Source organism: Paenibacillus gansuensis, assembly GCF_042684925.1.
GTDB lineage: Bacteria > Bacillota > Bacilli > Paenibacillales > DY6 > Paenibacillus_N > Paenibacillus_N gansuensis.
The window spans coordinates 57,457-81,101 of record NZ_JBHUME010000011.1 but is presented as its reverse complement, the minus strand read 5'-3'; the positions used below and the strand labels follow the sequence as shown (position 1 = coordinate 81,101).

The 23,645-nt window shown below is 54.1% G+C and carries 25 protein-coding genes; 17 read left to right on the top strand and 8 right to left on the bottom strand.

What is annotated here, in order from left to right:
- Window positions 1-41 precede the first annotated feature (41 nt).
- From ACFSUF_RS17740 to ACFSUF_RS17725, 4 genes are all read left to right on the top strand, one after another.
- Complete coding sequence (locus tag ACFSUF_RS17740; protein ID WP_377604923.1) at window positions 42-809, top strand: class I SAM-dependent methyltransferase; 768 nt, start codon at window positions 42-44, stop codon at window positions 807-809.
- 67 nt (window positions 810-876) lie between these two features.
- Entirely contained in the window at window positions 877-1,995 is a 1,119-nt protein-coding gene (locus ACFSUF_RS17735; protein ID WP_377604921.1) for a glycosyltransferase family 4 protein, read from the top strand.
- An 11-nt stretch (window positions 1,996-2,006) separates the two neighbouring features.
- A complete protein-coding gene (locus ACFSUF_RS17730) occupies window positions 2,007-2,324 on the top strand; it encodes a hypothetical protein (RefSeq protein WP_377604919.1) in 318 nt (105 codons plus the stop codon).
- Window positions 2,325-2,344: 20 nt separating this feature from the next.
- Window positions 2,345-3,091, top strand: a complete 747-nt coding sequence (locus tag ACFSUF_RS17725; RefSeq protein ID WP_377604917.1) for a YwaF family protein — start codon at window positions 2,345-2,347, stop codon at window positions 3,089-3,091.
- A gap of 1 nt (window position 3,092) precedes the next feature.
- On the opposite strand, the gene ACFSUF_RS17720 is transcribed toward ACFSUF_RS17725, so the two are convergent.
- From ACFSUF_RS17720 to ACFSUF_RS17710, 3 genes are all read right to left on the bottom strand, one after another.
- Window positions 3,093-3,602: a hypothetical protein gene (locus ACFSUF_RS17720; protein WP_377604914.1), complete on the bottom strand. Its 510-nt coding sequence runs from the start codon at window positions 3,600-3,602 to the stop codon at window positions 3,093-3,095.
- Window positions 3,603-3,766: 164 nt separating this feature from the next.
- Entirely contained in the window at window positions 3,767-5,131 is a 1,365-nt protein-coding gene (locus tag ACFSUF_RS17715) for a HAMP domain-containing sensor histidine kinase (RefSeq protein WP_377604912.1), read from the bottom strand.
- The gene (locus tag ACFSUF_RS17710) at window positions 5,128-5,814 is read right to left on the bottom strand and encodes a response regulator transcription factor (RefSeq protein ID WP_377604910.1); all 687 of its coding nucleotides are present in this window, start codon (window positions 5,812-5,814) and stop codon (window positions 5,128-5,130) included. Before ACFSUF_RS17710 ends, ACFSUF_RS17715 begins: the two co-directional genes overlap by 4 nt.
- Window positions 5,815-6,102: 288 nt before the next feature.
- Here ACFSUF_RS17710 and ACFSUF_RS17705 point away from each other — a divergent pair, with 288 nt between their 5' ends.
- The 3 genes from ACFSUF_RS17705 to ACFSUF_RS17695 all read left to right on the top strand — a co-directional run bounded on the left by ACFSUF_RS17705 (window position 6,103) and on the right by ACFSUF_RS17695 (window position 8,843).
- Window positions 6,103-6,924, top strand: coding sequence for a GNAT family N-acetyltransferase (locus tag ACFSUF_RS17705; protein ID WP_377604907.1), 822 nt, complete (start codon window positions 6,103-6,105; stop codon window positions 6,922-6,924).
- A 28-nt stretch (window positions 6,925-6,952) separates the two neighbouring features.
- The gene (locus tag ACFSUF_RS17700; RefSeq protein ID WP_377604905.1) at window positions 6,953-7,474 is read left to right on the top strand and encodes a GNAT family N-acetyltransferase; all 522 of its coding nucleotides are present in this window, start codon (window positions 6,953-6,955) and stop codon (window positions 7,472-7,474) included.
- Window positions 7,475-8,135: 661 nt separating this feature from the next.
- Window positions 8,136-8,843: a DNA alkylation repair protein gene (locus ACFSUF_RS17695; protein ID WP_377604903.1), complete on the top strand. Its 708-nt coding sequence runs from the start codon at window positions 8,136-8,138 to the stop codon at window positions 8,841-8,843.
- Between the two features lie 125 nt (window positions 8,844-8,968).
- Here the strand turns inward: ACFSUF_RS17695 and ACFSUF_RS17690 are convergent, their stop codons facing one another.
- From ACFSUF_RS17690 to ACFSUF_RS17680, 3 genes are all read right to left on the bottom strand, one after another.
- The gene (locus ACFSUF_RS17690; protein ID WP_377604901.1) at window positions 8,969-9,379 is read right to left on the bottom strand and encodes a hypothetical protein; all 411 of its coding nucleotides are present in this window, start codon (window positions 9,377-9,379) and stop codon (window positions 8,969-8,971) included.
- Between the two features lie 286 nt (window positions 9,380-9,665).
- The gene (locus tag ACFSUF_RS17685; RefSeq protein WP_377604899.1) at window positions 9,666-11,093 is read right to left on the bottom strand and encodes a sensor histidine kinase; all 1,428 of its coding nucleotides are present in this window, start codon (window positions 11,091-11,093) and stop codon (window positions 9,666-9,668) included.
- A complete protein-coding gene (locus tag ACFSUF_RS17680) occupies window positions 11,080-11,757 on the bottom strand; it encodes a response regulator transcription factor (RefSeq protein ID WP_377604897.1) in 678 nt (225 codons plus the stop codon). The genes ACFSUF_RS17685 and ACFSUF_RS17680 overlap by 14 nt, the downstream gene beginning before the upstream one ends.
- A gap of 136 nt (window positions 11,758-11,893) precedes the next feature.
- Between ACFSUF_RS17680 and ACFSUF_RS17675 the strand changes: the two genes are divergently transcribed.
- The 10 genes from ACFSUF_RS17675 (at window position 11,894) to ACFSUF_RS17630 (ending at window position 22,106) form a co-directional block, all read left to right on the top strand.
- Window positions 11,894-12,235, top strand: a complete 342-nt coding sequence (locus ACFSUF_RS17675) for a hypothetical protein (protein WP_377604895.1) — start codon at window positions 11,894-11,896, stop codon at window positions 12,233-12,235.
- A complete protein-coding gene (locus ACFSUF_RS17670) occupies window positions 12,168-13,259 on the top strand; it encodes an FAD:protein FMN transferase (RefSeq protein ID WP_377605288.1) in 1,092 nt (363 codons plus the stop codon). The genes ACFSUF_RS17675 and ACFSUF_RS17670 overlap by 68 nt, the downstream gene beginning before the upstream one ends.
- Window positions 13,252-13,872, top strand: a complete 621-nt coding sequence (locus tag ACFSUF_RS17665) for a ferric reductase (protein WP_377604893.1) — start codon at window positions 13,252-13,254, stop codon at window positions 13,870-13,872. Before ACFSUF_RS17670 ends, ACFSUF_RS17665 begins: the two co-directional genes overlap by 8 nt.
- A 501-nt stretch (window positions 13,873-14,373) precedes the next feature.
- A complete protein-coding gene (locus ACFSUF_RS17660) occupies window positions 14,374-15,045 on the top strand; it encodes a response regulator transcription factor (protein ID WP_377604891.1) in 672 nt (223 codons plus the stop codon).
- Window positions 15,042-16,442 (top strand): HAMP domain-containing sensor histidine kinase, encoded by a 1,401-nt coding sequence (locus tag ACFSUF_RS17655; RefSeq protein WP_377604889.1) that lies wholly within the window; start codon window positions 15,042-15,044, stop codon window positions 16,440-16,442. The genes ACFSUF_RS17660 and ACFSUF_RS17655 overlap by 4 nt, the downstream gene beginning before the upstream one ends.
- Before the next feature lie 71 nt (window positions 16,443-16,513).
- On the top strand, window positions 16,514-17,428 hold the full coding sequence (locus ACFSUF_RS17650; protein WP_377604887.1) for an ABC transporter ATP-binding protein: 915 nt from the start codon (window positions 16,514-16,516) through the stop codon (window positions 17,426-17,428).
- On the top strand, window positions 17,425-18,141 hold the full coding sequence (locus tag ACFSUF_RS17645) for an ABC transporter permease (protein WP_377604885.1): 717 nt from the start codon (window positions 17,425-17,427) through the stop codon (window positions 18,139-18,141). Before ACFSUF_RS17650 ends, ACFSUF_RS17645 begins: the two co-directional genes overlap by 4 nt.
- 3 nt (window positions 18,142-18,144) lie before the next feature.
- Window positions 18,145-18,888: an ABC transporter permease gene (locus tag ACFSUF_RS17640; RefSeq protein ID WP_377604883.1), complete on the top strand. Its 744-nt coding sequence runs from the start codon at window positions 18,145-18,147 to the stop codon at window positions 18,886-18,888.
- 146 nt (window positions 18,889-19,034) lie between these two features.
- Window positions 19,035-20,078 (top strand): serine/threonine-protein kinase, encoded by a 1,044-nt coding sequence (locus tag ACFSUF_RS17635; protein ID WP_377604881.1) that lies wholly within the window; start codon window positions 19,035-19,037, stop codon window positions 20,076-20,078.
- A gap of 78 nt (window positions 20,079-20,156) precedes the next feature.
- Complete coding sequence (locus ACFSUF_RS17630; RefSeq protein WP_377604879.1) at window positions 20,157-22,106, top strand: ATP-dependent DNA helicase; 1,950 nt, start codon at window positions 20,157-20,159, stop codon at window positions 22,104-22,106.
- Between the two features lie 281 nt (window positions 22,107-22,387).
- Here the strand turns inward: ACFSUF_RS17630 and ACFSUF_RS17625 are convergent, their stop codons facing one another.
- Complete coding sequence (locus ACFSUF_RS17625; protein ID WP_377604877.1) at window positions 22,388-23,077, bottom strand: AIM24 family protein; 690 nt, start codon at window positions 23,075-23,077, stop codon at window positions 22,388-22,390.
- Window positions 23,078-23,136: 59 nt separating this feature from the next.
- Window positions 23,137-23,610, bottom strand: coding sequence for a hypothetical protein (locus tag ACFSUF_RS17620; RefSeq protein ID WP_377604874.1), 474 nt, complete (start codon window positions 23,608-23,610; stop codon window positions 23,137-23,139).
- Window positions 23,611-23,645 lie beyond the last annotated feature (35 nt).

Sequence of the window (23,645 nt, the reverse complement as noted above, 5' to 3'; positions counted from 1 at the left end):
GTGAGAAGATGAAACTATCCACAGGAAAGGGTTGAGGAACAATGGGAACGTTTCAGGTTTGGAACTCCAGTAGGTATGACGGCAATTTTGGCTTTGTGTCGGAGTTCGGCAAAGGAGTGTTGGAGCTGTTGAATGCCCGGGCGGGTGAGAGTATCCTCGACTTGGGGTGCGGTACGGGTGACCTGGCTAACGAAATGGTTCTTTCCGGTGCCAGGGTTACGGGACTGGACCTGTCGGCGGACATGATCTCGGCGGCCAAAAGCAAGTATCCCGGGATCGCCTTTCATGTCGGCAATGCAGAACAGTTCCAGCTGGATGATCAGGTGGATGCGGTGTTCTCCAATGCGGCTTTGCACTGGATGAAACGGCCGGAAAAGGTGCTGCATTGCGTCTGGAACTCACTGCGCAGCGGAGGCCGATTCGTTGCAGAGTTCGGGGGCAAAGGGAACGTGGAACAGATCGTAAAGTCGGTATATAAGGTGCTGGAGCGAGATTACGAAATAGAAGCGTCCGCCAGAAACCCATGGTACTTTCCAAGTGTCGGGGAGTATACAACCCTTTTGGAGCGTCAGGGGTTTGATGTGTTATATGCTGCGCATTTCGAAAGGCCTACGGCGATGGAAGGGGAAGAAGGGGCGGCTCAGTGGCTGGAGACGATGGCCGGCGATTTTTTTCAGGGCTTTTCTCTGAAGGATAAAGAGCGTGCTATTGAGAATATAATGAATGAGGCGCGGGATGAACTGTTTCACGACGGCCGTTGGATTATGGATTACCGAAGGCTGCGGATAGCGGCGGTAAAGCCTCTTTGAAATCACCCAGTCCCTTTCCCCCTGTCTGCCATATGGTATTAGAAACAGTGGTAAAGGCGGAGAGAGAATGACGACATACAAGGTGTTTTGGAGCGGACACACCCACGGAGGTTCAGGAATCGGGATTGCGGGAAGAGAATACGTCAGGGCATTACGCAGGCAAGGTGTGCAGGTGGAACTTCGGCAAAGAGCAATTGGCGGCGCAAAATCTTCAGCAAAAAAGTCCGCAGTCCTGATCCATCACGGCCTTCCGCATCATCTGAACCTGAGACAAGCACGCGCGAAGTATGGTGCTGTGATCTTGAATACGGTTTGGGAAACCACCCGGATTCCGCGGAACTGGTTTCCGAGTATAAACCGGTACGACGCGGTTTGCGTTCCATCCCTGCATAATGTAAAAGCTTTGCGCCGCAGCGGCGTGAAGGTACCGATTTATCTGGTCCCGCACGGCGTTCATGGGAACCTGGCCCCCGGGCTAAACCAGAAACGGAAGCTGCCTTATCCAAAAGGGACCTTTGTCTTTCTGTCGGTATTTACTTTTCAGCACCGAAAAAATCCGGAAGGGCTGCTGCGGGCCTATTGGAAGGAATTTTCCAGGGCGGATAAAACAGTTCTTATTATCAAAACCGAAGGCTTCCAGCGGAGCGAGTCCGGCACGAGATTGAAACGAAAAATGCAGGCCTATAAAAACAGATTAAAGCTGCGCAAATCCACAGCTCCGGTCTATGTGATTACCGATAGGGTATCTTCCCGTACCCTTCAGGGGTTGTACAAATCGGCAAACGCTTTTGTGCTGCCAACCCGGGGGGAAGGAGTAGGAATGCCGTTTCAGGAGGCCCTGGCCAGCGGAGTCCCGGTGATCGCAACGGGGTGGGGCGGGCAGATGGATTTTGTAAACCATGGCAACTCCTTCCTTGTGAATTATCAGCTCATGCCGCCTGCGGTGAAAATGAAGGGAGCTATCTCCAAGACGTTCCGTCCTTTATTCTGTCAGGGCGGGCAGCTGTGGGCGGAGCCCAATAACGGCAGTTTGCGGAAGCAAATGCGAAAAGCCTACAGCCAGCCGCTGCTCTGCAAAGCCAAAGGTGCAAAAGGCCGGGCCGACATGAGGCGCTACACTTGGAATCATGCGGGTTCGGCTATGAAAAAAGCTGTGGAGGCAGTGGTGAGGAAGCGGAGAAGGTAGGAGTTGTACTGTTGAAGAAGTTAATTTTATTCATTATCGCAAGTATTACCGTTTTTGGGATCACCGTATTTATCTATCCAACGATGTATAAACAGTTTGAGTACAAAGATTTAAACATTAAGATAAGAGAGAATCGGTTTAATGGTACAAAAGAATATTTGATTTCAGGACATTGGATCAATCCGGCTGAGCTAGAAAAGGCTATGTCCACTATGTCGATGGACGATATTTTTAATCTTGATGGGCTTTCGGAAGAGGATAAAACCAAGCAGATCAATCAAGTATTAGATGTAATTGTCCGAGTGTCCGAAACTTTTGAGGATGACTAAGTTATTAAATGGAGGCCGGAATGCTGAATTTTTTTGACGCTCATTTAGGAGAGAGGTTTGCTGCGTTTTCGCCGTCTCATACAGCGGCACTGGCTATTCTAGCGGCGGCGGTGGTACTTATGGCGGTGTTTCGGTACAGACTATGCAAACAAGGGGTTCGACTGGCCCTTGCCGCGGTGCTGCTGATGTGTGAAGCTGCGCTGAATGTATGGTATGTCACACAACATATATGGTCCGTTCGAAATACTCTGCCATTAGAATTGTGCAGTATTACGCTGCTCCTGTCTGTCGTGATGCTGGTGACCAGAAATTACATGTTGTATGAAATTGTTTATTTTGCCGGGATTGCGGGGGCTTTGCAAGCACTGCTAACGCCAAATTTGGGGTATGCTTATCCGCATTTCCGGTTTTTTCATTTTTTCATTGCGCATGCCGGGATTGTTCTTGCCGCTTTGTATATGACGTTGGTGGAAGGATACAGGCCGTCGTTCAAGTCGATCCTCCGCGTGATGTTGTTCCTGAACGTGCTCGCTGTCCTGGTGTGGGGCGTGGACCGGTGGGCGGGTGCGAATTATATGTTTTTGGCGGGAAAACCGGAAACGGCTTCGGTGCTGGACTGGTTCGGGCCTTACCCGTATTACCTTCTTGTGGAGGAGCTGCTGGCGCTGGTGATGTTCCTGCTGTTGTATGCGCCTTTTGCCGGCCGTGCCAGCTATCGTGCTAAAGGAGAGTCCGAAGCTGACACAACGGCAATGACAAGACGATGAACTACCTTGATTTTTTCACTTTTCCAAATGGTTTGAGGTAGGTAAGGAACACCATAAAGAGCAGACACACTAAGTTAAAGCTGGACATGATAATCATGGACATCCATCTCGTCTGGAATGTCTGGTCTTGTAAGGTTGCAAACCCCATTTCATGAATCATTTCTCCAAGTGATGCCGTCCAATTGTCCAGGAAGAGGATTCCCAACATAATGGTCATAATGGTGAGAACGAGTTTCGCTATAATCCAGTAATGCTTGACCAGGCCCCATTGCGTCCACACGGACAACAGGATGCCCGTCAGCAAGCTCAGCAATGCCGGATACTTGAGCAGGTTCTCATCAATCACTTCCATGCTGGCTATAGTATAGACAAGCTGACTGCCATTCTCAGCTGTACGCAAGTACAATCCTAACAGCAGCATCCCCAATGTACCGCCAATCCAGGAAGCTACAGAGATAACGTGTATTGCTACCAGTATACTTTTCTTCTTTTGACTAAGCCGATAAGCCATAGGATACAACCCTTTCTTCGAAAGTCTGCCAATCCGGATACTCGGATTTAGCATTGCTACAACTGAGGTTTACTTTACCAAATAAATGTTGTGAACTTTTGAAGATCCTATGCGATTATCATGATATTTTGCATGACGTCAGCTATATTCGGAGCATATGATTCTTATGGAATGTTGAATGGTAATGTGACAATAAAAGATGTACCTTGACCCGGGCTGCTTTCCACATCAATGATGCCGTTATGGGCCGAAACGAACTCCTTGGCAATCGCAAGCCCTAGTCCCATACCGCCTTTGTTGCGGGTGCGGGCTTCATCCGTGCGGTAAAAGCGGTTAAATATATGCGGCAGATGCTCGGCTCCAATGCCAGGTCCTGTATCTGTAATCGTGATGTTTAGATACCGCGGTATGTCCGCTGCAGCTGAATCCCCGATCCGGACAACAATGCCAACCAAGCCCCTAGCAGGCGTGTAGTGCACGGCGTTCACGATAAGATTAAGGAACACCTGCGTCATCCTGTTCGGATCGACGAGGATTTCGGGACAGTCGACAGGCGCCTTTAGCTCAAGCCGCACCCCTTTTCTATCCGCTTCGGGAGAAACCCGGTTTATGATCCGCTGCAGCAGGGCCGGAAGGCGGGTCGGCTTTAACTCGAGCTGGAGCTTCTTGGCTTCAGCAAGCGACAGCTGATGTAAATCGTCGACAAGGCGGCTCAGACGAATCAGCTCATCCTGCAGCGGGAGCAGCGATTCCGGCTCTACGGAGCGGCCGCTCTGCTGGATGAGATCCAGCTTTCCGCGGAGAATTGTGATCGGCGTACGTAGCTCGTGAGCGACATCGGCGGTCAAATTTCTCCTTACATCCTCAGCACGAAGCAATTGCTGGGACATCTGGTTGAATGCCGTTGCTACCTGGGCATATTCGTCCTTGGTGGTCACAGGAGCCTTCACGCCGAATTTTCCTTCACCCAATTGCATAATGGCCGGAACCAGCATCCGGATCGGCCTGGTCAGCCGGCTCGACAACCAATAGGCGATCAGGAGGGAAAGGAGACAGAACACGAGGGAGCTGGCGAGCAGCAATGTTGTCACGGAGCTTCCAATGCCCAGCTGGATTTTGGATAAATTGGCGACCTCCGGGTCGAGATAATACAAGTACGCGATCGTTTCCTCTTTCATTCGGACCGGTGCCCTGATGCCCATTACTTTAATTTGCTCCGTGTCTGCGGTTCCCCGCAAGTACAACAGCTTCTGATCTTCAGACAGGAGCAGATAGCTGGCGTTCGCCGGGATGCTGCCTTGTCCGTTTGTAACGATGGGACTTGCTTGTACTTGCTCCCACGATCCGCCGCTTTGCCTGTAATACTCTTCGAAAGACCTGGATAAAATCTCGATTTCGTACGTTCTGTCCGCCACCCGGATATGTTCTAGTGTTGCTTTTACGACAAACAGGGTTACGAACACGAAGGCAGCGCCCATACTAAGTATAAAAAATGCCATAGCCAAAAAAAGCTTGCGCCGGATCGTCATGACCGTTCACCGAAGCGGTAGCCGAAACCGTATACCGTTTGAACAAAAATTGGATTTGCCGGGTCATCCTCGATTTTTTTGCGGATTTTGCTTATGTGAGCGTCCACGGTACGTTCGTCATTTAAAAAGTCATCTTCCAATGCAGCTTGCAAGAGCTGCAAGCGGCTGTATACAATCCCCGGTTTGGCAGCCAGCGTAAGCAGCATTTTGAATTCCGTAGGCGTGAGAGGGATTTCTTCTCCTCTTTTCCACACACGGTATTTCTCTTCGGATATCGTTAGCTCTCCACGCTCCATCAGTTGTGCCGCAGGCTCTCCGCCCTCCATTCTGCGCAGCAGCGAACGGATTCGGGCCAAGAGCTCCCTCAGCGAGAAAGGCTTCGCCAAGTAATCGTCGGCCCCGACTTCAAGACCAATGATTTTATCGGTTTCCTCGGACTTCGCCGTAACCATGATGATGCCTACACGGCTGTTTTTTCGGAGCTCCCGGCAAACATCGAGGCCGCTCATTTCCGGCAGCATCCAATCCAGGACGACGAGAGACGGTTGTGTCTCAGCAGCCTTACGTAATGCTTCTTTCCCCGTATTGGCTGTAACAATCTCGTACCCTTCCTGCCTCAAGAATGGCGCCATGAACTCCAGCACCTGTTCCTCATCGTCCACAAGCAGCAATTTGTGAGTCATTCTCATCACCTTTCGCGGGTAATCATTCCTTTTTTCAACATTATATATGCATTTGAGAAGGATTTGAAAATTTCAGGGGGACCGCGGCGCTAACGAATCTCAGACACGTTATATCGTAGCAGCCTTATATGGCGTAGTTGACTGTCCAAAGGTAAAATCCAGCAAATAGCGTGTGTCCAGTTCGTTAGGTTGGGAAAGCGGCCGTTTTTGGGCATGAGGATTCGTTAAGTGCAACTAAAGGGGTTACGGCAATGGACGTTGAATGTAATGAAGAAAAGGAGGATTCCTATGCTGACAGAACAACAATTACGTGATATTGAACAGCTGCAAAAGAAATGCGAGCAACATGACGGCATCCAATTGAAACTAAACTGGGATATGCTGAGAAACCGCGAGAGCGGAGGGCTGGATTTTTTTCACTATGTGCAGGGGGAACTGGCAGCCTTTCTTGGACTTTATCCGTTCGGTTCTAAGGTTGAAGTATGCGGCATGGTACTCCCCGGCGAGAGGCGGAAAGGCCGGTTTACACATTTGTTTCAGCAAGCGTCTGAAAGAATCAGGACCAATGGCTACCAGAAAGTACTGCTCAACACACCCGCAGGCTCCTATTCAGGGAAGGCGTTAATGGAACAGCTGGGTGCGGAATATGCGTTTTCGGAGTTTCAGATGGAATGGCGGAAAAAGCCGCTTGAGGATACGGAAGGGGTCACGCTGCGGCAAGCTGGTGATGCGGATGCTGAGCTACGGATCCGGTTGTTGGTCGAGGGGTTCGGTGTGGACGAACAGAGCGCCAACGAAGTGGAATTCGCCGTCAAACGGGATGCAGATATGATCACAGACTGGATGATTGATGCGGGGGGTGAGACGGTAGGAAAGCTAAGGGTTATTTTGGAGAATGAGCAGGCTTGGATTTACGGATTTGTAATTTTGCCTGAATGGCGGGGGCAAGGAATCGGCAGGAAAGCGCTGCAGCAAGTAGTCAAGAATTTGGACGCAGCAGGCCGCTCCGTGCACTTGGAAGTCGAGGTCCGAAATGAGCATGCACTGGGTTTATACAAATCTGTCGGATTTGAGGCGGTGCATTCGCAGGATTATTATAGTTGGAAGTAACAATTTGGTTGAAGAGGAGAGGGCGACTGTGCGGGACAAGATGGAGGTACCGAAGGAAGTTCAGTTTGTGACGGTCCAGGAACATCATCTTCCTGTGCTGCTGGATATTTACAACCACTATGTGCGCCATACTACGGTTTCTTTTCATACGGAGCCTCTGGACTTGGAGGAATTCAGCAGCAGCGTTATTGCAGAGAACCCGAGATTCCAAACCTTTGTAATCGAATCTAAGCAGACGATCATTGGCTACGTACTTACTGCTCAGCACAAAAAGAAGCAGGCTTACGACAGCACAGCCGAAGTCACCCTGTACCTGGATCCGGGCTGTCTCGGGCGCGGTGTTGGTACCGAAGCCTTACACTACATAGAGCAAGCCGCCCGCAGGCAGCAGTTTCATTCCCTGATTGCAACGGTGTGTGTGGAGAATGAACGGAGTATTCGGCTTTTCGAACGTCAAGGGTACGTCCGGTGCGCCCTGTTTCGGGAAGTCGGCAGCAAGTTCGGACGGCGGCTGGATATTGCTAGTTATCAGAAGTTGTTGAGGGATTAATGGGATTGACGCTCGAGGGTGGCGGGCTATGCTTTGCGGGCATTGACATGCATAGGATGGATCGTTAAGTATTCGTGCCGCTTCCCTGCGTGCAGAGAGCTGCGGCCGTGCAAGGCAATTCTGTTGAACCAATGCTGCGTCTTGTATCAATGGCCAAGCTGTTTTGTGTGGTAACGAACCCTAGACACGCTATTTCGCTTAAAACCCACATTTTAAAGTTTTAACGAATCGTGGTAGCCTTATTTCCTGGATTTCACCATCCAAACCAGCAAAAACCGGCAAATAACGTGTCTGTAGTTCGTTAAGTCGAGAAATCGGTTGTTGTTGGAAGAATAGCGATATGAGGATTCGTTAGCGCAGTGCGACTCGGTTATCGATCTGGATAACACGGTTCTTGACCGCACAAGCACATTTTCGGGTTTTGTTGCTGCCTTTTTGCGTCGGTATTTTGACCATATGCATTCGACCCAAGAGATGTTTACCAGAATTATGTACCTGGATCAGTGCCAAACCGCGCTATACGATTACCAGCTTGGATGAGCTGCTTGAGTTTTTTGGAGGCGGTTCCTATCAAAGTGGATGAAAAAGGAGAAACTGTGGAAGACATCGATTGAGAATCTCAAAGGCCCTAAAAAGCTGAAAACAAAGGAAGTGTGAACCTATGAACTTTGACATGGTTATGCAGGAACTTGAGTCGCTCGGCAAGGAACGTCTTAAGAAAATGTACTTGTCCTATGGCGCGCGGGAGCCGCTATTTGGTGTGGCAACAGGAGAAATGAAGCCGATTCTCAAAAAGACCAAGCTCAATCAGCCTTTGGCGGAGCAGCTTTATGCCACGGGGAATTACGATGCAATGTACTTTGCCGGTATCATAGCCGAGCCAAATTCCATGACTGAGGCGGATTATGATCGTTGGCTGGATTCGGCCTATTTTTATATGCTGTCCGATTATGTTGTGGCGGTCACTTTGTCAGAAGCAGATATTGCGCAGGATGTTGCCGATAAGTGGATTGCAAGCGGCGAAGACTTGAGAATGTCAGCGGGCTGGAGTTGTTATTGCTGGCTGTTGGGCAGCCGTCCGGATCGCGAATTTTCGGAAAGTAAACTTACCCACATGCTTGAACAGGTAGAACATACGATTCACAATGCTCCCGAGCGAACGAAATATGCAATGAATAATTTTATATACACGGTAGCGACATCCTATTTGCCGTTGCATGACCAGGCAGTCGCAGCCGCGGAGGCAGTAGGGCCGGTAGAAGTCAACAGTGATAAGGGAAAAAGCAAACACATTAACGCTCTGGTAAATATTCAAAAGTTTTTACAGAGGCGGAAACTCGGTTTTAAGCGGAAGCATGTAAGGTGTTGAAGTTCGAGGGAAGCAGAGGGCTAATGGTCAGGCAATAAACATCTAAAAAAGAAATGGATAAAGATTCAGATAGTTTCTGAACCTCTATCCATTTTTAATTTGTACTGGGGTATGCAGCGAAAAAACTATCCTGCAGTAATGTAAGTTACAGCGGAGTCGATGAAGCCGCCCGTGCTGTTGTAGGTTTTTACTGTTACTTTGATCACCGTATTTTTGGGTAGAGCGTTAAACTCGGATGACGGGACGTTGTACAGAATATAACCGCTGCCTTGGTTGGTCGCAATATTACCGGATTGGGCATAAATCTGCGTAGAGTTCGTGTTCGAATACACAATTGAGAAGGAAGAGGCGGGTTGGCTGCCGCTCTGGTTGAACACAATGTCTTCGATTTCGCCAAAAGAAGCCGGTGCGGTCAACGTTCCCCTCGGGTTAACAAAATCCGTGTAAGGCGACGCCAAGGCAGAGCTGATTCCGGCCAGCGAAAGGGTAAGGACTAACGTAAATAGAAACAAGATCTTCCTCGATTTCTGTTTCATTATTTTCCTCCTTTTGAATTGGACATCCCCATGTACAGGTTTATTATGACATATCCAGTTTTACCTGTTATCGACCAAATAGCCTAAAACTTGGTATAACATAAATCGGGCGCACTATGACTGTGCGCCCTAATTGATCTATTTGTTGTAAACCGGGGCAAGGAGCTTGCCAGGGTACTGTATTGTTCCAAGTTGCCATTGCCATCTCCCAAATCCTCCTTAGCCTCAATACATTTTAGTATAAATGGTGGAGAATGAATTTTGTGGACAACCAATGAACTTCATCTTACCCCAGAGGGATCCGCACATGAAACGTGCTGCCCTCGCCGACAGCGCTGTCGACCGCGATCGTGCCGCGGTGGGTGTCCACGATCCATTTGGCGATCGCCAGGCCCAGTCCGTGGCCCCCGAGCGCGCGGGAGCGCGACTTATCTTCCCGGTAAAACCGCTGGAAGATGCGCTCATGCTCCTCCGGCGGGATACCGATACCGCTGTCGCTGACGGCGATGTCCAGCCAAGCAGCAGCGGCCCGGCCCGGCCCGGCAGTCCCGCCCGCGCCGGCAGCACCGGCGCCCGACGCCGCCATCGCCACCCGCACAGCGCCGCCGTCCGGCGTGTACTTGATGGCGTTGTCGACGAGGATGACGAGCAGCTGCGACAGCCGGTCGGTGTCGCCGAGCATCGGCAGCGCCGTGGGCGCGTCCAGCTCGACCCGCAGCTGCTTCGCCTCGGCGAGCGGCTGCAGGGAGCGGAGGACGCCTTCCGCCAGCTGCCGCAGGTCCAGCGGCTCGCGCTGCAGTTCCACCGCGCCCGAGTCGGAGCGGGCCAGCGTCAACAGGTCGCCGGCGAGCTTCGTCATCCGGCGCACCTCGCCTTTCATATTGGACAGGATGCGCCGTGCAAAAGCATCCTGCTCCAAGCTCTCCTCCATCTGCAGCGTGTCGATGGAGGAGAGCAGCACGCTGAGCGGCGTCCGCAGCTCATGCGAGGCATCGGCTACGAACTCGCGCTGCCGTTCGTAGGAGCGGGCGATCGGCCCCATGGCGCGCTTGGACATGTAGTGGCTCAGCGCCAAAGCCAGAGCAAAAAAGAGGACGCCAAGGGCCAGGAAGGCAAGTACCGACCAGCGGAACAGGTTGGACTGGAACGCGATGTCGCGCCCCACGAACAGCGTGCCGATCCGCTCCTCGCCGGAGTAAATGCCGCGTCCTACGGACATCAGTCGGACCTGCTGTTCCATCTGGAGATCCGGATCAAGACGGATGTCCCTGCGTTTGTCAATGAGCGACAGCCTGGTATAGCGGATCCGCTCGGGTGCCGCCTGCCATCCGGCAAGTTTAGGAAGGATGGCTTTCCTTGCCGCGGGATGCTGCTCTTCCCCAAGCTGAACATTGCCTTGGGCATCGAGCAGGTAATAGAAGAATTGATTTTGCCCGATCGTGAAAAAATCTTCGCCTTTCTTCCGCATCCCGTCCTTCGGGCTGTCTTTATGCGTAAGTATGTACGACAACGCCTGTGCCTCGTCGTCTGCAAGGGCTTTCAGCTGGTTTTTGGGCTGGCTGATCAGAATGTAGTACAGAAAACTCAGCACAATGACGATAAACAAAACAAGGAATAACATGAGAATGCCGCTGTACTGCAGTGTCAACCGGTTTTGTGTCCGGCTGAACATGCTGCTTCCCGTACGTTTGCGGAGCTTGTCAAGAATGCTCAAGTTTATACCCCACCCCGCGCACGCTTTGGATCAGTCCGTCCTGTTCGGAACTGCCTAGTTTTTTGCGCAGCAGTTTGACGGTAGCGTCGATCGTTTTCAGGTTTACATCGGCATCCAAGCCCCAGATTCGATCCAGAATCACTTCGCGGGCGAGGACCATGCCTTTATTTTGCAAAAGAAGGTCTAATAATTGAAATTCTCTCGGGGACAGCTGGATACGCTCGCCGCCCAGATGAACCGTCTGGTTCGTGCGGTGGACCACATAGCGGCCCAGGCGGACGGTATCATCCTGGATCGGAGCGAAATTCCGGCGGGACAGCGCGCGCAGCCTGGCCAGAAGCTCGTCGATTTCAAAAGGTTTCACCAAATAATCATCCGCACCCGCATCTAATCCTTCCACCCGGTCCTGCAGCGTGTCTTTGGCCGTCAGCATCAGCACCGCGCCCCTGTATCCGTCTTTGCGCAGCTCGCGGCATACGTCCGTTCCGCTGCGGCCGGGCATCATCCAGTCCAATATCAACACGTCATAAATGGAAGCAGCGGCGTAATCGTACGCGTCCTCGCCGTCGGTAACCCATTCGACAGTGTAGCCGGCTTTTTTCTTTAACATATGAACAATTAACTCCCCTAACAAGGGATCGTCTTCCGCAAGCAGCAGCCTCATTCCGCAACTCTCCTTTTACTTCCAACATAGCATGTTTTGATGAAATTTGGGTGAAAGGGCATTTCACTATTTTTTCACTTAACGATGATATAGTCAAAAGCACACAAATTCTTTTTCTGGGCAGGTGATTCGAAGAATGGCTAAACATGTATGGATAAAATGGGCCGTGGGCCTTTCCAGCGCCGTGTTCTTTTCCGGCTTCGTCGGGTATCTCGGGCAAACGGGGCAGGTGGAGGGCACGGTTCCTGTTGATGCGGGGAACGGCCAGGAACGTTTGAACGATGCAGTGGAGCAGCAGTGGCGGGATGCGCCGGAGTATTTTAATTATGATTCCAATCCGGATGCAGCCGGTTCGGACGGGAGTGCGTGGACAGACAGCGGAGCGGACCAGGGCGGCGGAGAGTGGAGCGATGGCGGCGGTCTGTCGGACCAGGGGCAGGGACAAGGCGTTGGCCGGATCCGGTCCCATGCGTCCTAGGGAGGCGGCAGCGGTGCATAGGTTCCGGGCGATGAATTCGAATTTCTCTACGTATGGGTTATCTGCTGCGGACCGGAAGAAAGCGGAGTCCTGGTTTGCTTTTGTCGAGGCGAACTTGAGCCGTTTCCGTCCGGATAGCGAACTGTCCAGGCTGAACCGGTCGGGCGGCAGGCCGTTTCTGTTGTCGCCTTTATTATATGAGGTGCTGTTGCAGGCCGAGCAGTTCTATCGCACGACGGAGGGGCTGTTTACTCCGTATTTGGGGAAAACGATGGAGGAATTGGGTTACGGCGGGAGTTTTGAGGAGCTGGCTGAGTGGGGGGAAGGCGGGGCGGTAGGGCAAGGGTCACTGCAGGAGCGTGAGTTGGAGGCAGCTGATCAGGCGGCAGACCACCGTGGAAGCGGGTCTGCAGGGCAGCACCGGCCGGCCACGACGCGGCCAGGCGGAGTTAAAGCTCCGCTGCTGAACGCCGGGATGCGCAGCGTCGTGCTTGGCGGCGAAACCGCCGTGGACCTCGGCGGGATCGCCAAGGGCTTGAGCGCCGCGCGGCTGGCCCGCATGCTGCGCGCGCAGGGCGTTTCCGCCGGCGGGCTGGACGCCGGCGGTGATCTGGCGCTCTGGGGCGGCGCGGACCGCGTCTGGGAGGTAGGCGTGGAGGATCCGTTCCGTCCCGGAACGGACCGGTTCACGCTCCATCCCGCGGGGGACTGCGGCATCGCCACCAGCAGCGCATGGAAGCGGCGCTGGAAGAGCGCCGCAGGGCGCAGCCTGCACCACATCCTCGATCCGCGCACCGGCCAGCCGGCCGGGTCGGATCTGGTGCAGGTCACGGTGGCTGCGCCGGATCTCACGCAGGCGGAAGTGTACGCCAAATGCGTGCTGATCCTGGGCTCGGAGCAGGGCATGGCCTGGCTCGAGCGGAGGGGCGCGGCCCTGTCCACCGTCGGCATCCGGCGGGACGGGGCCATAGTACAAGGCGGACGAAGCATCCGCATTACGGAAGGCGGGAGGGAACATGGATGATATTCTTCATCAGGCAAGCCGGTATCTAAACGTGTGGTATACAAGCCGGAGCGCGGGCATCACGTCTTATTTGCTGCTTTTTGTATCGATGATCTCGGGAATCAGCCACAGCATGAAGGTGCTGCCTGCCCGGATGAGGGCCGTTTCTCTTACATTGCATCAGTCGAGCGGCTGGTTCGGGCTGTTGTTCGGTATGGTGCATAGCATGGTGCTGATTTACGACAAGTATATAGGGTATTCAGTCAGCGGGATGCTGATCCCCTTTACGGCGCACACCCATCCGGTTTTGACAGGCTTAGGGACGCTGGCTTTTTATGGCATGCTGCTGTTGATGCTCAGTTCGGATCTGATCAAAACGATTGGCAAACGCGCGTGGCGTACGATCCACATGCTTGCTTTCCCGGCTTTTGCTATGGCGTTGGTTCACGGAATCATGCTGGGTACGGACACGAAGCTGGGTTGGGTGCGGGACATGTATCTACTGACTGGAGGAGCGGTCGCGGTGTTGACGGTGTTTCGGATTTGGCTGGCCGGCAAAGAAAAAACTAGTGCCAAACCCGCCGGCAGCAAGGCGGGGCTTGTCGAACGGTATCATGCAGCTATGAAAGAATAGACAAACAGCGGACATTCCGGGTACCGGACAGCCGCTGTTTTTTTGTGCCGCGTTATAACCCTTTGATGGCGGTGTTGGTGGGAAGATGCGATGCCGAACCATTCGTGTCCTCAGCTTAACGGACAGGAGCGACGCTATTGTGCGGGAAATGGGAGATTCCTAAACGTAACGGACATAAGACTCACTATTTGGTGTTTTTCGGGTGGCAGGAGCAGCTAAGGCGGCAAATAAGAGCGCTGGTGTCCGTTAAAAAGCCTAAGCACAGGTTTTTAGCCAATTAAAATCACTGGGTGTCCGTTAGAGGTTTAATGGGCAAGTTGCAGCAAGTAGGCGCATAGTCCCTTAGAGTTTCAATGAGCAAGTTTCAGCAATAAGTTCATGCTGCCGGTTATAAGTTGCAATGGGCAAGTTATTCTTTCTTTTTTAAACGGAATTTAACTTTTCTTTCCCGTCCTGTTTGACTATCCTGAAAAGATAAGGATGACAAGGGGTGTGGATCCGATGAAGCGGATTTTGTATATAGAAGATGACCGCGAGATTGGTGCGTGGGTCAAAGAGGATCTGGAGCGGCGGGGGTATGCGGTGGAATGGCTGCTTGCGGGGGAAGGCGCCTTGGAGCGGGTTCATGAAGCGGATGCGGTAGTACTGGATGTGATGCTCCCGGGGCTGGACGGGTTTTCCGTAGGGGCGAGGCTAAAAAAGGAAGCGCCCGGCATACCCGTTCTGATGCTGTCTGCGCGCACGGCGGTAGAGGATAAGCTGGCAGGGCTCCGGTTCGCCGACGATTATTTGACGAAGCCGTTTCATCCGGAGGAGCTGGCTGCGCGGGTGGAGGTGCTGCTGCGGCGGTTCGGCAGGGATGAGGAAAAGGTGATCCGGCTGCATCACCTGGAAATCCGGTTGTCCCAGCCTTCGATTGTGGATACGCGGACACAGGAGGAAATTATTTTGACGGCCAAGCAGCTGCAGATTTTGCAGTATTTTTTGCGGCACCCGAATCAGATCCTGACGAAGGAGCAGATCTACGAATCCGTGTGGGGGGAACCTTTTATGGAAGGGGACAAAACAGTTATGGTACACATCCGCTACCTTCGCGAAAAAGTCGAGATCGATCCCGGCTCTCCTGCCATTATTGAAACCGTGCGCGGGCTGGGCTACAGGGTGAGACTATGATCCGGCTGAAGCATTCCCTGCTGTCCCAATATTTGCTGATCGTGCTGTCCGCCCTGGTACTGCTGCCCCTCATGATTCCCGTCCTGTCCGTCAGCCTGATGCTGCTCGACCGGCCGGAAGCTGGAGAGAACGTGTACCGCAACGGGCTTGACTTAGAGGAAATGTGGCATAAAGAGGCGGCGGCCTTAAAAGGCCATAAGGATGCAGATGTCAATGCCGCGCTGTATCGGCTTCAGGCGACGTATCCAAAAGCTCGGATGTTTTGGGTGGACGGACAGGGGAATACCCGGCTTCAGCTGCCGAAGCCATTGTCCTTGCCTGAGAAATGGACTGCGGCTTACACGATTTCTTTTATGAAGCAAAGGACCGCCGGCGACCCGTTTACGGTAGTAGCTTTTATCGGAGAAGAGCGGGGAGGCGGAAGCTCCGGTTCCCGGTTGGGTCCCGGGTCAGGGCAAGGCTTTATGGTATTTGAAGTGCCGCGCTCGGAGATGAGGGCGGAGGGGGAGAGGCTGCGGGAGGATCACAGCAAAATATTCGTCGCCGGTACGCTGGCCATCCTCGGCCTGTTTCTGTTCATATCCCTTTTGTTCTTCTATCGGATCCGCAAACGCCTGGTCCGGCTGCAGGCAGCGATGACAGCTCCCACGGAGTCGGGCATCCCTGAACCGGTGAAGGTGGAGAACCGGGATGAGATCGGCCGGCTGGAGAGCGCCTTCGCGGATATGGTCGGCAAGCTCGAGGCGAGCCGCCGCCGGGAAGCGGAAGAGGAGGCGCTGCGCCGCGACCTGATCGCCAAGCTGTCGCATGATCTCCGCACGCCGCTTACCACGATCGGGGGACTGGTGTACCGGTTGAAGGAGGAGCCTTTAAGCGCGAAAGGGATGGAGTCTCTCCGATTAATTGAGCGAAAAATGAGCTACCTGGGCCAACTGATCGAAAACCTGTTTTCTTATTCGCTGCTGACGGCCGGGGTCTATCCATATAAGCCCCAAGAGACGGATATTGTGCGTTTGGTCCGGACTCTTTTGGCCCAGTGGTACCCGTTGTTTGAAAAAGAGGGGTTCGAGATCGAACCGGATTTCCCGGAAACGTCCGTGCTGTGGCGCCTGGATCCCCAGTGGCTGGAGAGAGTTGTCGATAATTATTTACAAAATGTGCTGCGCCACGCCGGCTCCGGCAAATACATCAGGGTCAGCTTGTCGGCTGAGCAGGGTGGTTCTATGGAGATTAGCGACCGGGGACCTGGATTAAACGGCGTAACGGAGGAAAAAGGGGCGGGCATCGGCCTCACCATCGCAGCGCTGATGCTGAAAGAGATGAGCCTGCGTGCGGACGTTTCCAGCTCGGAACAAGGGACCACAATTACGATCATGCGAAGTTTGGGAAGGTTTTAAACGAATTTTAAACGCGGTGCGCCTATAGGCTTAACCTTGACCCTGTATTGTGGAGTCTGAGGTGATGAAGGATGAATCCATGGATTCTGGAAACAAAAGGGCTGACGAAACAGCTCGGAGGCAAACCGGTAGTCAACCAAGTGAATTTGCAGATAGCAAAAGGCGATATTTACGGCTTCCTGGGACCGAACGGAGCGGGAAAAACAACGACGATCCGTATGCTGCTGGGTCTGGCAAAGCCTACTTCGGGGAGTATCCGCATTTTTGGCAAGGACATGAAGCAGGAGCGGATGGCGGTTTTGCAAAAGGTCGGCTCGCTGGTAGAGTACCCTTCCTATTATGGGCACTTGAGCGGGTATGAGAATCTGGAAGCGGTCCGGCGAATTCTGGATGTGCCGCGGAACCGGATTGACGAAGTGCTGACCATCGTGCGGTTGAGCAAAGACGCCAGGCGCGCGGTGAAGGGCTATTCGCTCGGGATGAAGCAGCGGCTCGGCATTGCGACGGCTTTGTTGGGGCAGCCGGAGCTGTTGATTTTGGATGAGCCCACGAACGGACTGGATCCGGCGGGCATATTGGAAATCAGGGAGCTGATTAAGGGCTTGCCCCAGGAACACGGCGTGACCGTGATGATTTCGTCTCATTTGTTATCTGAGATTGATCAGATGGCGAACCGGGTGGGCATCATTGCGAAGGGGCGGATGATTTTTCAGGACTCCATAGCGGGACTGCGTAGGCAGGCGAGAAACCGGATCCGGTTGAGCGTAAGCAGGCCGGAAGAGGCCTGGAAGCTGCTGCTTGCCAACGGGCTGGAAACCGAGTGGGATGGCGCGCGGCTGACGGTGGACATGGGGAGCGATGAGACGGTAGCGGCGATGGTGTCCTCGCTGGTCCATCACCGGTTCGAGGTCTACCGGGTAGAGGAAGACGCGGCTTCCCTCGAGAGCATTTTTCTGGATATAACCGGCGGGGAGGGGAGCTTGTGATCGGGCGGCTGCTGGCGGTTGAATTTCTGAAAATTCGGCGCAAAATGATCTGGTTTCTCATCTTTCTCGGCCCCTTGGGCGTTGTCGGGCTGCAGGCGGTCAACTTCGGACTGCGGTACGACTATCTGGTTCACCATGAATATGCCGCCGATCTTTGGGGAGGACTGCTGCAAAACGTGGTCGGCCTGATGGTTCCGACTTTGTTCATGGGGCTGGCGATTATCGCCTCGATGACCGCCGGGATCGAACATCAGACCAACGCGTGGAAGCAGACGCTGGCGCTGCCGGTGTCCCGGGTGCAGGTGTTTACTGCCAAATTTACACTTAGTGTGCTTCTGCTTCTGGCTTCGGTTGCCTTAACGGTGGCGGGAACGGCCGTGCTGGGTATCGTACTCGGTTTTGGGTTCGATGTTCCTCTGGGGGCCATGGCTGCTGCGTGTTTCTATCCGTTTGTTGCCTCCCTGCCGTTTTTGGCGCTGCAGACTTGGCTGTCGGTGACGGTGAACAATCAGGCTGTGCCTCTGACGGTCGGGATTGCGGGCATGCTGGTGTGTATGTTTTCTTTCCGGTTCCCGGATTGGCTTCCTTGGAAATGGCCGATGTTGGCCGGAGAAGCCGGTCATCAGCTGTTTGCCGTAAGCGCAGGCGCGGGAGCGGGTTTGCTGTTGTTGGGCGCGGGAGCCCTGCATTTTAGCCGAAAGGATGTGAAGTAGCCGATGTTACGTATGATGCAAGCTGAATGGTTGAAAGTCCGCCGGTCCGTCATCTGGCTCCTGCTTTGTGTAAGTCCCCTTATGGCTGCAGGCGCGGGGTACCTGGATACGAAGGCAGCGGCTGCAGCCGGTCCGTCGGCCGGTTTTCCATGGACGGAAATGATGACGGTGATGTCTGTCGTGCATGCCATGCTGTTTCTGCCTCTCCTTACGGGCGTGTTCTCTGCGCTGCTTTGCCGGTACGAACATGCCGGAGGCGGGTGGAAGCAGCTTCTATCCCTGCCGGTGACGAGAAGCCAGGTGTATGCGGTGAAGTTTCTGTTTGTGATGGGACTGCTGGCGGCAATGCAGCTGATTTTCCTGGGCATGATGGTGCTGCTTGGTACGGTGATGGGCGGCGCCGGTTCGATTCCGTGGGAGACGCTCCTTGCTTCCGCGGGCCGGGGTTGGCTTGCCTGCCTGCCGCTGGCCGCACTCCAGCTGGCCGTTTCCACCGCTTGGGCCAGCTTTGCGGCTCCGCTGGCGGTAAACGTGATCTTCACTATGCCGAATCTGCTCGTGGTGAACTCGGAGAAATACGCTCCGTACTACCCGTGGGCACAGCCTCTGCTCGGAATGCTGCCTTCCGGCGGCATTAGCCCGAATGACTTTACGCTCTCTATGGTTACTTTGTTCAGCGTTGTCGCCGTCAGCTTTGTTGTGTTTTTTGCGTGCGGCTGGGGTTATTTTGTGAGGAAAGCGGTATAGTGTGTGAGCTTCTTGAAGCCCGCTGCCTAGAGAGGCGGCGGGTTTTCTCTTTGCAGGCAAGCTGCATGGTAATTGCTCCAGAACCCTTTCCCGGGCAGGCGCATACATAATGGTTAGTTAGAAAATCAAGCGCTATGGAGGAACGTATGCGTTATTCCGGGAGCAGGCTTTTGTCGGAGAGGTATCGTTTAGAGCATGTTTTGGCCAAAGGGGGCATGGGGGAAGTGTGGCGGGGGACGGATCTGCTGCTGGACCGGACCGTGGCCGTCAAGCTGATCAAGACTCATGATCTGTTAGATTTGGAGGAAACACTTGCCCAGTTCCATACGGAGGCAAAGACCGGCGCGTTGCTCACAGGGCACGCGAATATCGTGTCTGTGCTGGATTTCGGCCGCCATGCGGACGGAGCCCGGACCGAGCATTATTTAGTGATGGAATTTGTGGACGGGATCCATGCCAGGCAATACATTTCGCAACTGCAGCCGGAGCTGGACCCCGAAAGCTATTACTATATAGCATTGTATATAGCGTACGAATCGTGCAAAGCGATCCAATATGCCCACACGCGGCGGGTGCTGCACCGGGATCTGAAGCCGCTGAACCTATTTTTATCCCATAACGGTCAAGTCAAGGTCGGAGATTTCGGGCTTTCCCGTGTGCTCAAGGAGTTCCGGGGAACGTCCAAGCTGCTGTCCTGCGCCTATGCCGCCCCGGAACAGTGGGACGACGGAGAGCTCACCCGGCAGACCGACCTGTACCAGTTCGGTTGCACCTTGTATCAGCTGTTTACGGGAGAACTTCCCTTTCCCGGCGACCAACAATCTCAATTGAAAAAAGACCACAAATGGACCATCCCCGCAGCCCCCCATACGTTAAACCCGTACATTTCTCCGCCGCTGTCCCAAGCCATCCTGACGCTCATGTCCAAAAGACCCGAAGACCGGGGAGCGCTGTGGCAGCTTTATGATGTGCTTGTTGAGGAGCTGCACCGCCGATTTACGCTGCATCTGGATGTGGCGGGAGAGCCGGACAGTGTGCTGTATCGGGTCAGCTCCATCACGGAGATCGGATCCGAGGAGTTGCGCCGGGGACCGGCAGCCATGGAGTACCGGGATTTTAGCGAGGCGCTGTCGGAGGGGCTGCAGTTGGTTTTGGCTGGGGTCACAGGAGTTTTCATCCGATGCCGGTAACCTCTGCGCGCCAATTCCCCTTGCTTTCCCACCCCCAATCCTGTATCCTCCTCTTATTACGATGTGGAGGCAAGTCCATTGAGATACCCTTTTGAATTAAAACCTTCTGAGCCGTTCGTCGCCCAGGTTAGTGACTGGGTGGCGGACGTTTTTTATGAGATTCTGCCGGAGGCGGGCTTTGAAGTCCGGGACGAGCAGATTTATATGGCGTTCCAGTTGGAGCGGGCGTATGCGGAGAAAAAAACAATCTTTGCCGAAGCGGGCGTAGGTACCGGAAAAACGTTAGTGTATCTTCTATACGCCATCTGCTATGCGCGGTATACGGGCAAGCCGGCGATCATTGCCTGTGCGGATGAATCTCTGATCGAGCAGCTGGTGAAACCGGAAGGCGATCTGGACAAGCTGGCCCGTCACCTCGACCTCACTGTAGACGCGCGCCTGGGGAAATCCCCGGACCAGTACCTCTGCCTGAAAAAGTTGGACAAAGCCCGCCAGGGCGGCACCTTTGACGAGGCTTACCCGTTCCAGCAGATCCATGAGGAACTGCCGCCGTTTGTGCATAACTACCAGGCGCTTCAATCGTTCCACCCTTACGGCGACCGCAAAAATTACCCGCACCTGAACGACGAAGCCTGGCAGCAAATCAGCTGGGACGCGTTTCAGGACTGCCTGGTCTGCGACCAGCGAAACCGCTGCGGGCAGACGCTGTCACGCGACCACTACCGGAAGTCGGCTGACCTGATTATCTGTTCTCATGATTTCTATATGGAGCATGTCTGGACCTATGAGGGCCGCAAAAGAGAAGGCCAGCTGCCGCTGCTGCCGGATCACAGCTCCGTAGTGTTCGACGAGGGGCATCTGTTGGAACCTGCAGCGCAAAAAGCACTCACTTACAAGCTGAAACATGCTATCTTCGAGGAAATTATAACCCGTTTATTACAAGGGGAGATTCGGGAAACGCTGGCGGAGGCGGTAGAGGCGGCTATTGAGCACAGCGAAATCTTGTTCGACCAGCTGGCAAAGCAAAGCAAGCCGGTAGCGGGTTCGGACCGCTGCGAGATTGTGTACGACACAGCTCTGTATACGTCACTCCGCAAATTCCGCAGCATCCTTGACGTCATCGAAGAGGAACTCGTCTTCGAAAGCGGCCTGTTCTCACTGGACAGCTACCAACTGCGGATTGTAGAGGAACATTTGGAGATGATCCAGACGGCGCTCGCGTTGTACGAGCGTCCGGAGCAGGTCATTTCCTGGTCCGTCACCGACGGAAGCGGATTGACGCTGGTGGTCATGCCGCGCCTGGTGAAGGAAGTGCTGAAAGAGCGCGTCTTTTCCCAAAACATGCCGATCGTCTTCTCTTCAGCCACCTTGTCCGTAGACCAATCGTTCACTTACGTGGCGGACAGCCTGGGTGTGCAGGATTACCTGTCCTTTACTGTACCGTCGCCGTATGATTATGAGCAGCAAATGCAGGTGAACCTTCCGAAGCTGGACGACAGCCGGCTGTTTCAGGACCGGATGGACCGCGCCGTCAACCTTTTGGTGGAAACGGAAGGAAGGGCGCTGCTGCTGTTCCGTTCTAGAGAGGACATGCAGCAGTTTAAACGAGCGATCCCTAACCTGCCCCAGCTTCATAATATGACGTTCCGCTTCGAGGGAGACAGGGAAATCAGCGATCTGATCTCCGCCTTCCAAAAAGAAGAGCACAGCATCCTATGCGCCGTCAGCCTGTGGGAAGGCCTCGATATTCCGGGTCCCTCGCTCTCCAATGTCATCATCTGGTCGCTGCCGTTCCCTCCGAACGATCCCGTGTACAATGCCAAGCGGGAAGCGGTGGAGCAGCCGTTCACCGAGGTGGACATGCCGTACATGCTGTTGCGCCTGCGTCAGGGGATCGGCCGTCTGATCCGTTCCCGTGAGGATCGCGGTATCGTTACCATCTTCGGGCAAGAGCTGCACCGGAACGGGGAAGTGACCGAGAGGGTGAAGGGGATTTTGCCCGACGGGGTAGAAATCAGAGAGATGTAAGAGGCCACGATTATGTGTGAAATATAGTATAAAAAAGCGTGAATACAGTGGATAATCTCGATTCTGTATGAAAAATAGTATAAAAACGTACCAGTCCGGCATCGGGCCAACGATTTTGTATGAAAAATAGCACAAAACGGCTAAATTCAAGCGAATTTCCATGATTTTGTATGAAAAAACGCATAAAATGTATGCACACTGCTAACGTCTACAGCCCTGCCCCTGAATTTGGGGGCAGGGTTGTTTTTGCAGCGGATTCCGGGCGGGCAATGCAGCGCGAATCATTTGATATAGACGCTGCCGAACGGGAGGAGCTCGCGGAGGAGGCGTTTGACCAGACCGTCCTTGCGGAGGTCGTCCGCAAGGACGGTGTCGGCGGCGCCGGTCTGGATGAGGACCGGACCGGTGCCGCGGATTTGCCACTGCACGCTCATGTGCTGGCTCGCGAGCTGGTTGCCGTAGACGGAGAGCCGGATGTCGGCGTCTTCGGGGTATGCGACCAGCGCGCCGGCTTCCACAAAGAGCGGGACGTCCCGGCGCAGCTCGACCGATGCGAGCTCGCCGGCCGTAACGACGCCGACCGCCCCGGGTCCGGAGAATTTCATCCGGACAAACTCGCGGGTGATCCAGGCGTTGCGGATCTTCTGCACCTTGCTGTGAAGCTCCAGGCCCTCCGTGAAAAACATCACGTGGCGGAAATCAAACAGCAGGTTGCTGTGCTCTTGGAGGCGCACCGTTTCGAGGGAGCATCCGGCAGGGAGGGAGAGCAGGAAGGAGGAGGGTCCCTGCAGGCGGGACTGGATCCATTTACGCTTATGGTAAGCCCGTGTCCATGTGAGGAACCGGTCCTCCCGCAGCTGGGGCGCCCCCTGGTAAGCGACGATGGACTTCGGATGCAGCACGTTCAGTGCCTCTGCTGATTCCAGCTCAATCCGCACGTGGCCCGTCGGTACGGGTGCTTTAATGTTCATAGTTTTGCCGCCGCCCTCACTTAGAAATGTAAACGATGCTGTAAATGAAGTTCCTGATTTTATTTCTTGTTATGCTCTCTATTCTGCTCCGCCCGCTGGCTGCGCCAGATAAAGTGGCGCCAAACGCGAACGGAGAGAATGTAGCCGAGCAGCAGGGCTGCGGCCGTGCCGAGCATGGCGACCCAGCGGCGGGAGCGGGCGGCCTGGTCGAGGCGGGCCTGCTCCAGGCTCTGCAGCTGTTTCATCAGCTGCTCGTTCTGGCGGAGCAGCGCCTCGTTTTGGCGGGCCAGCTCCTGCTGGCGCTCCTCGGCCTCCCTGATCCGGTCGCGCTGATCCTCCAGCTGTTCTTTAGCCGCTTCGTAATCTTGCAGCACTTTGTCCAGCTTCTCCGGCGTATCGTAGATCGCCTTAAGCCTGTCCAGCCAGCTTTCCGCGCCGGCCGTGGCCGGAACAGCCATAGCAGCAGCTGAAGCAATGGCGGCAGCAAGCGCCAGTTGGAGGGTGCGCCGCGCGGCGGTCGAACTCTTTTTCATGGCAAACTCCTGTGGATTGTCGTTTCTTTCATATT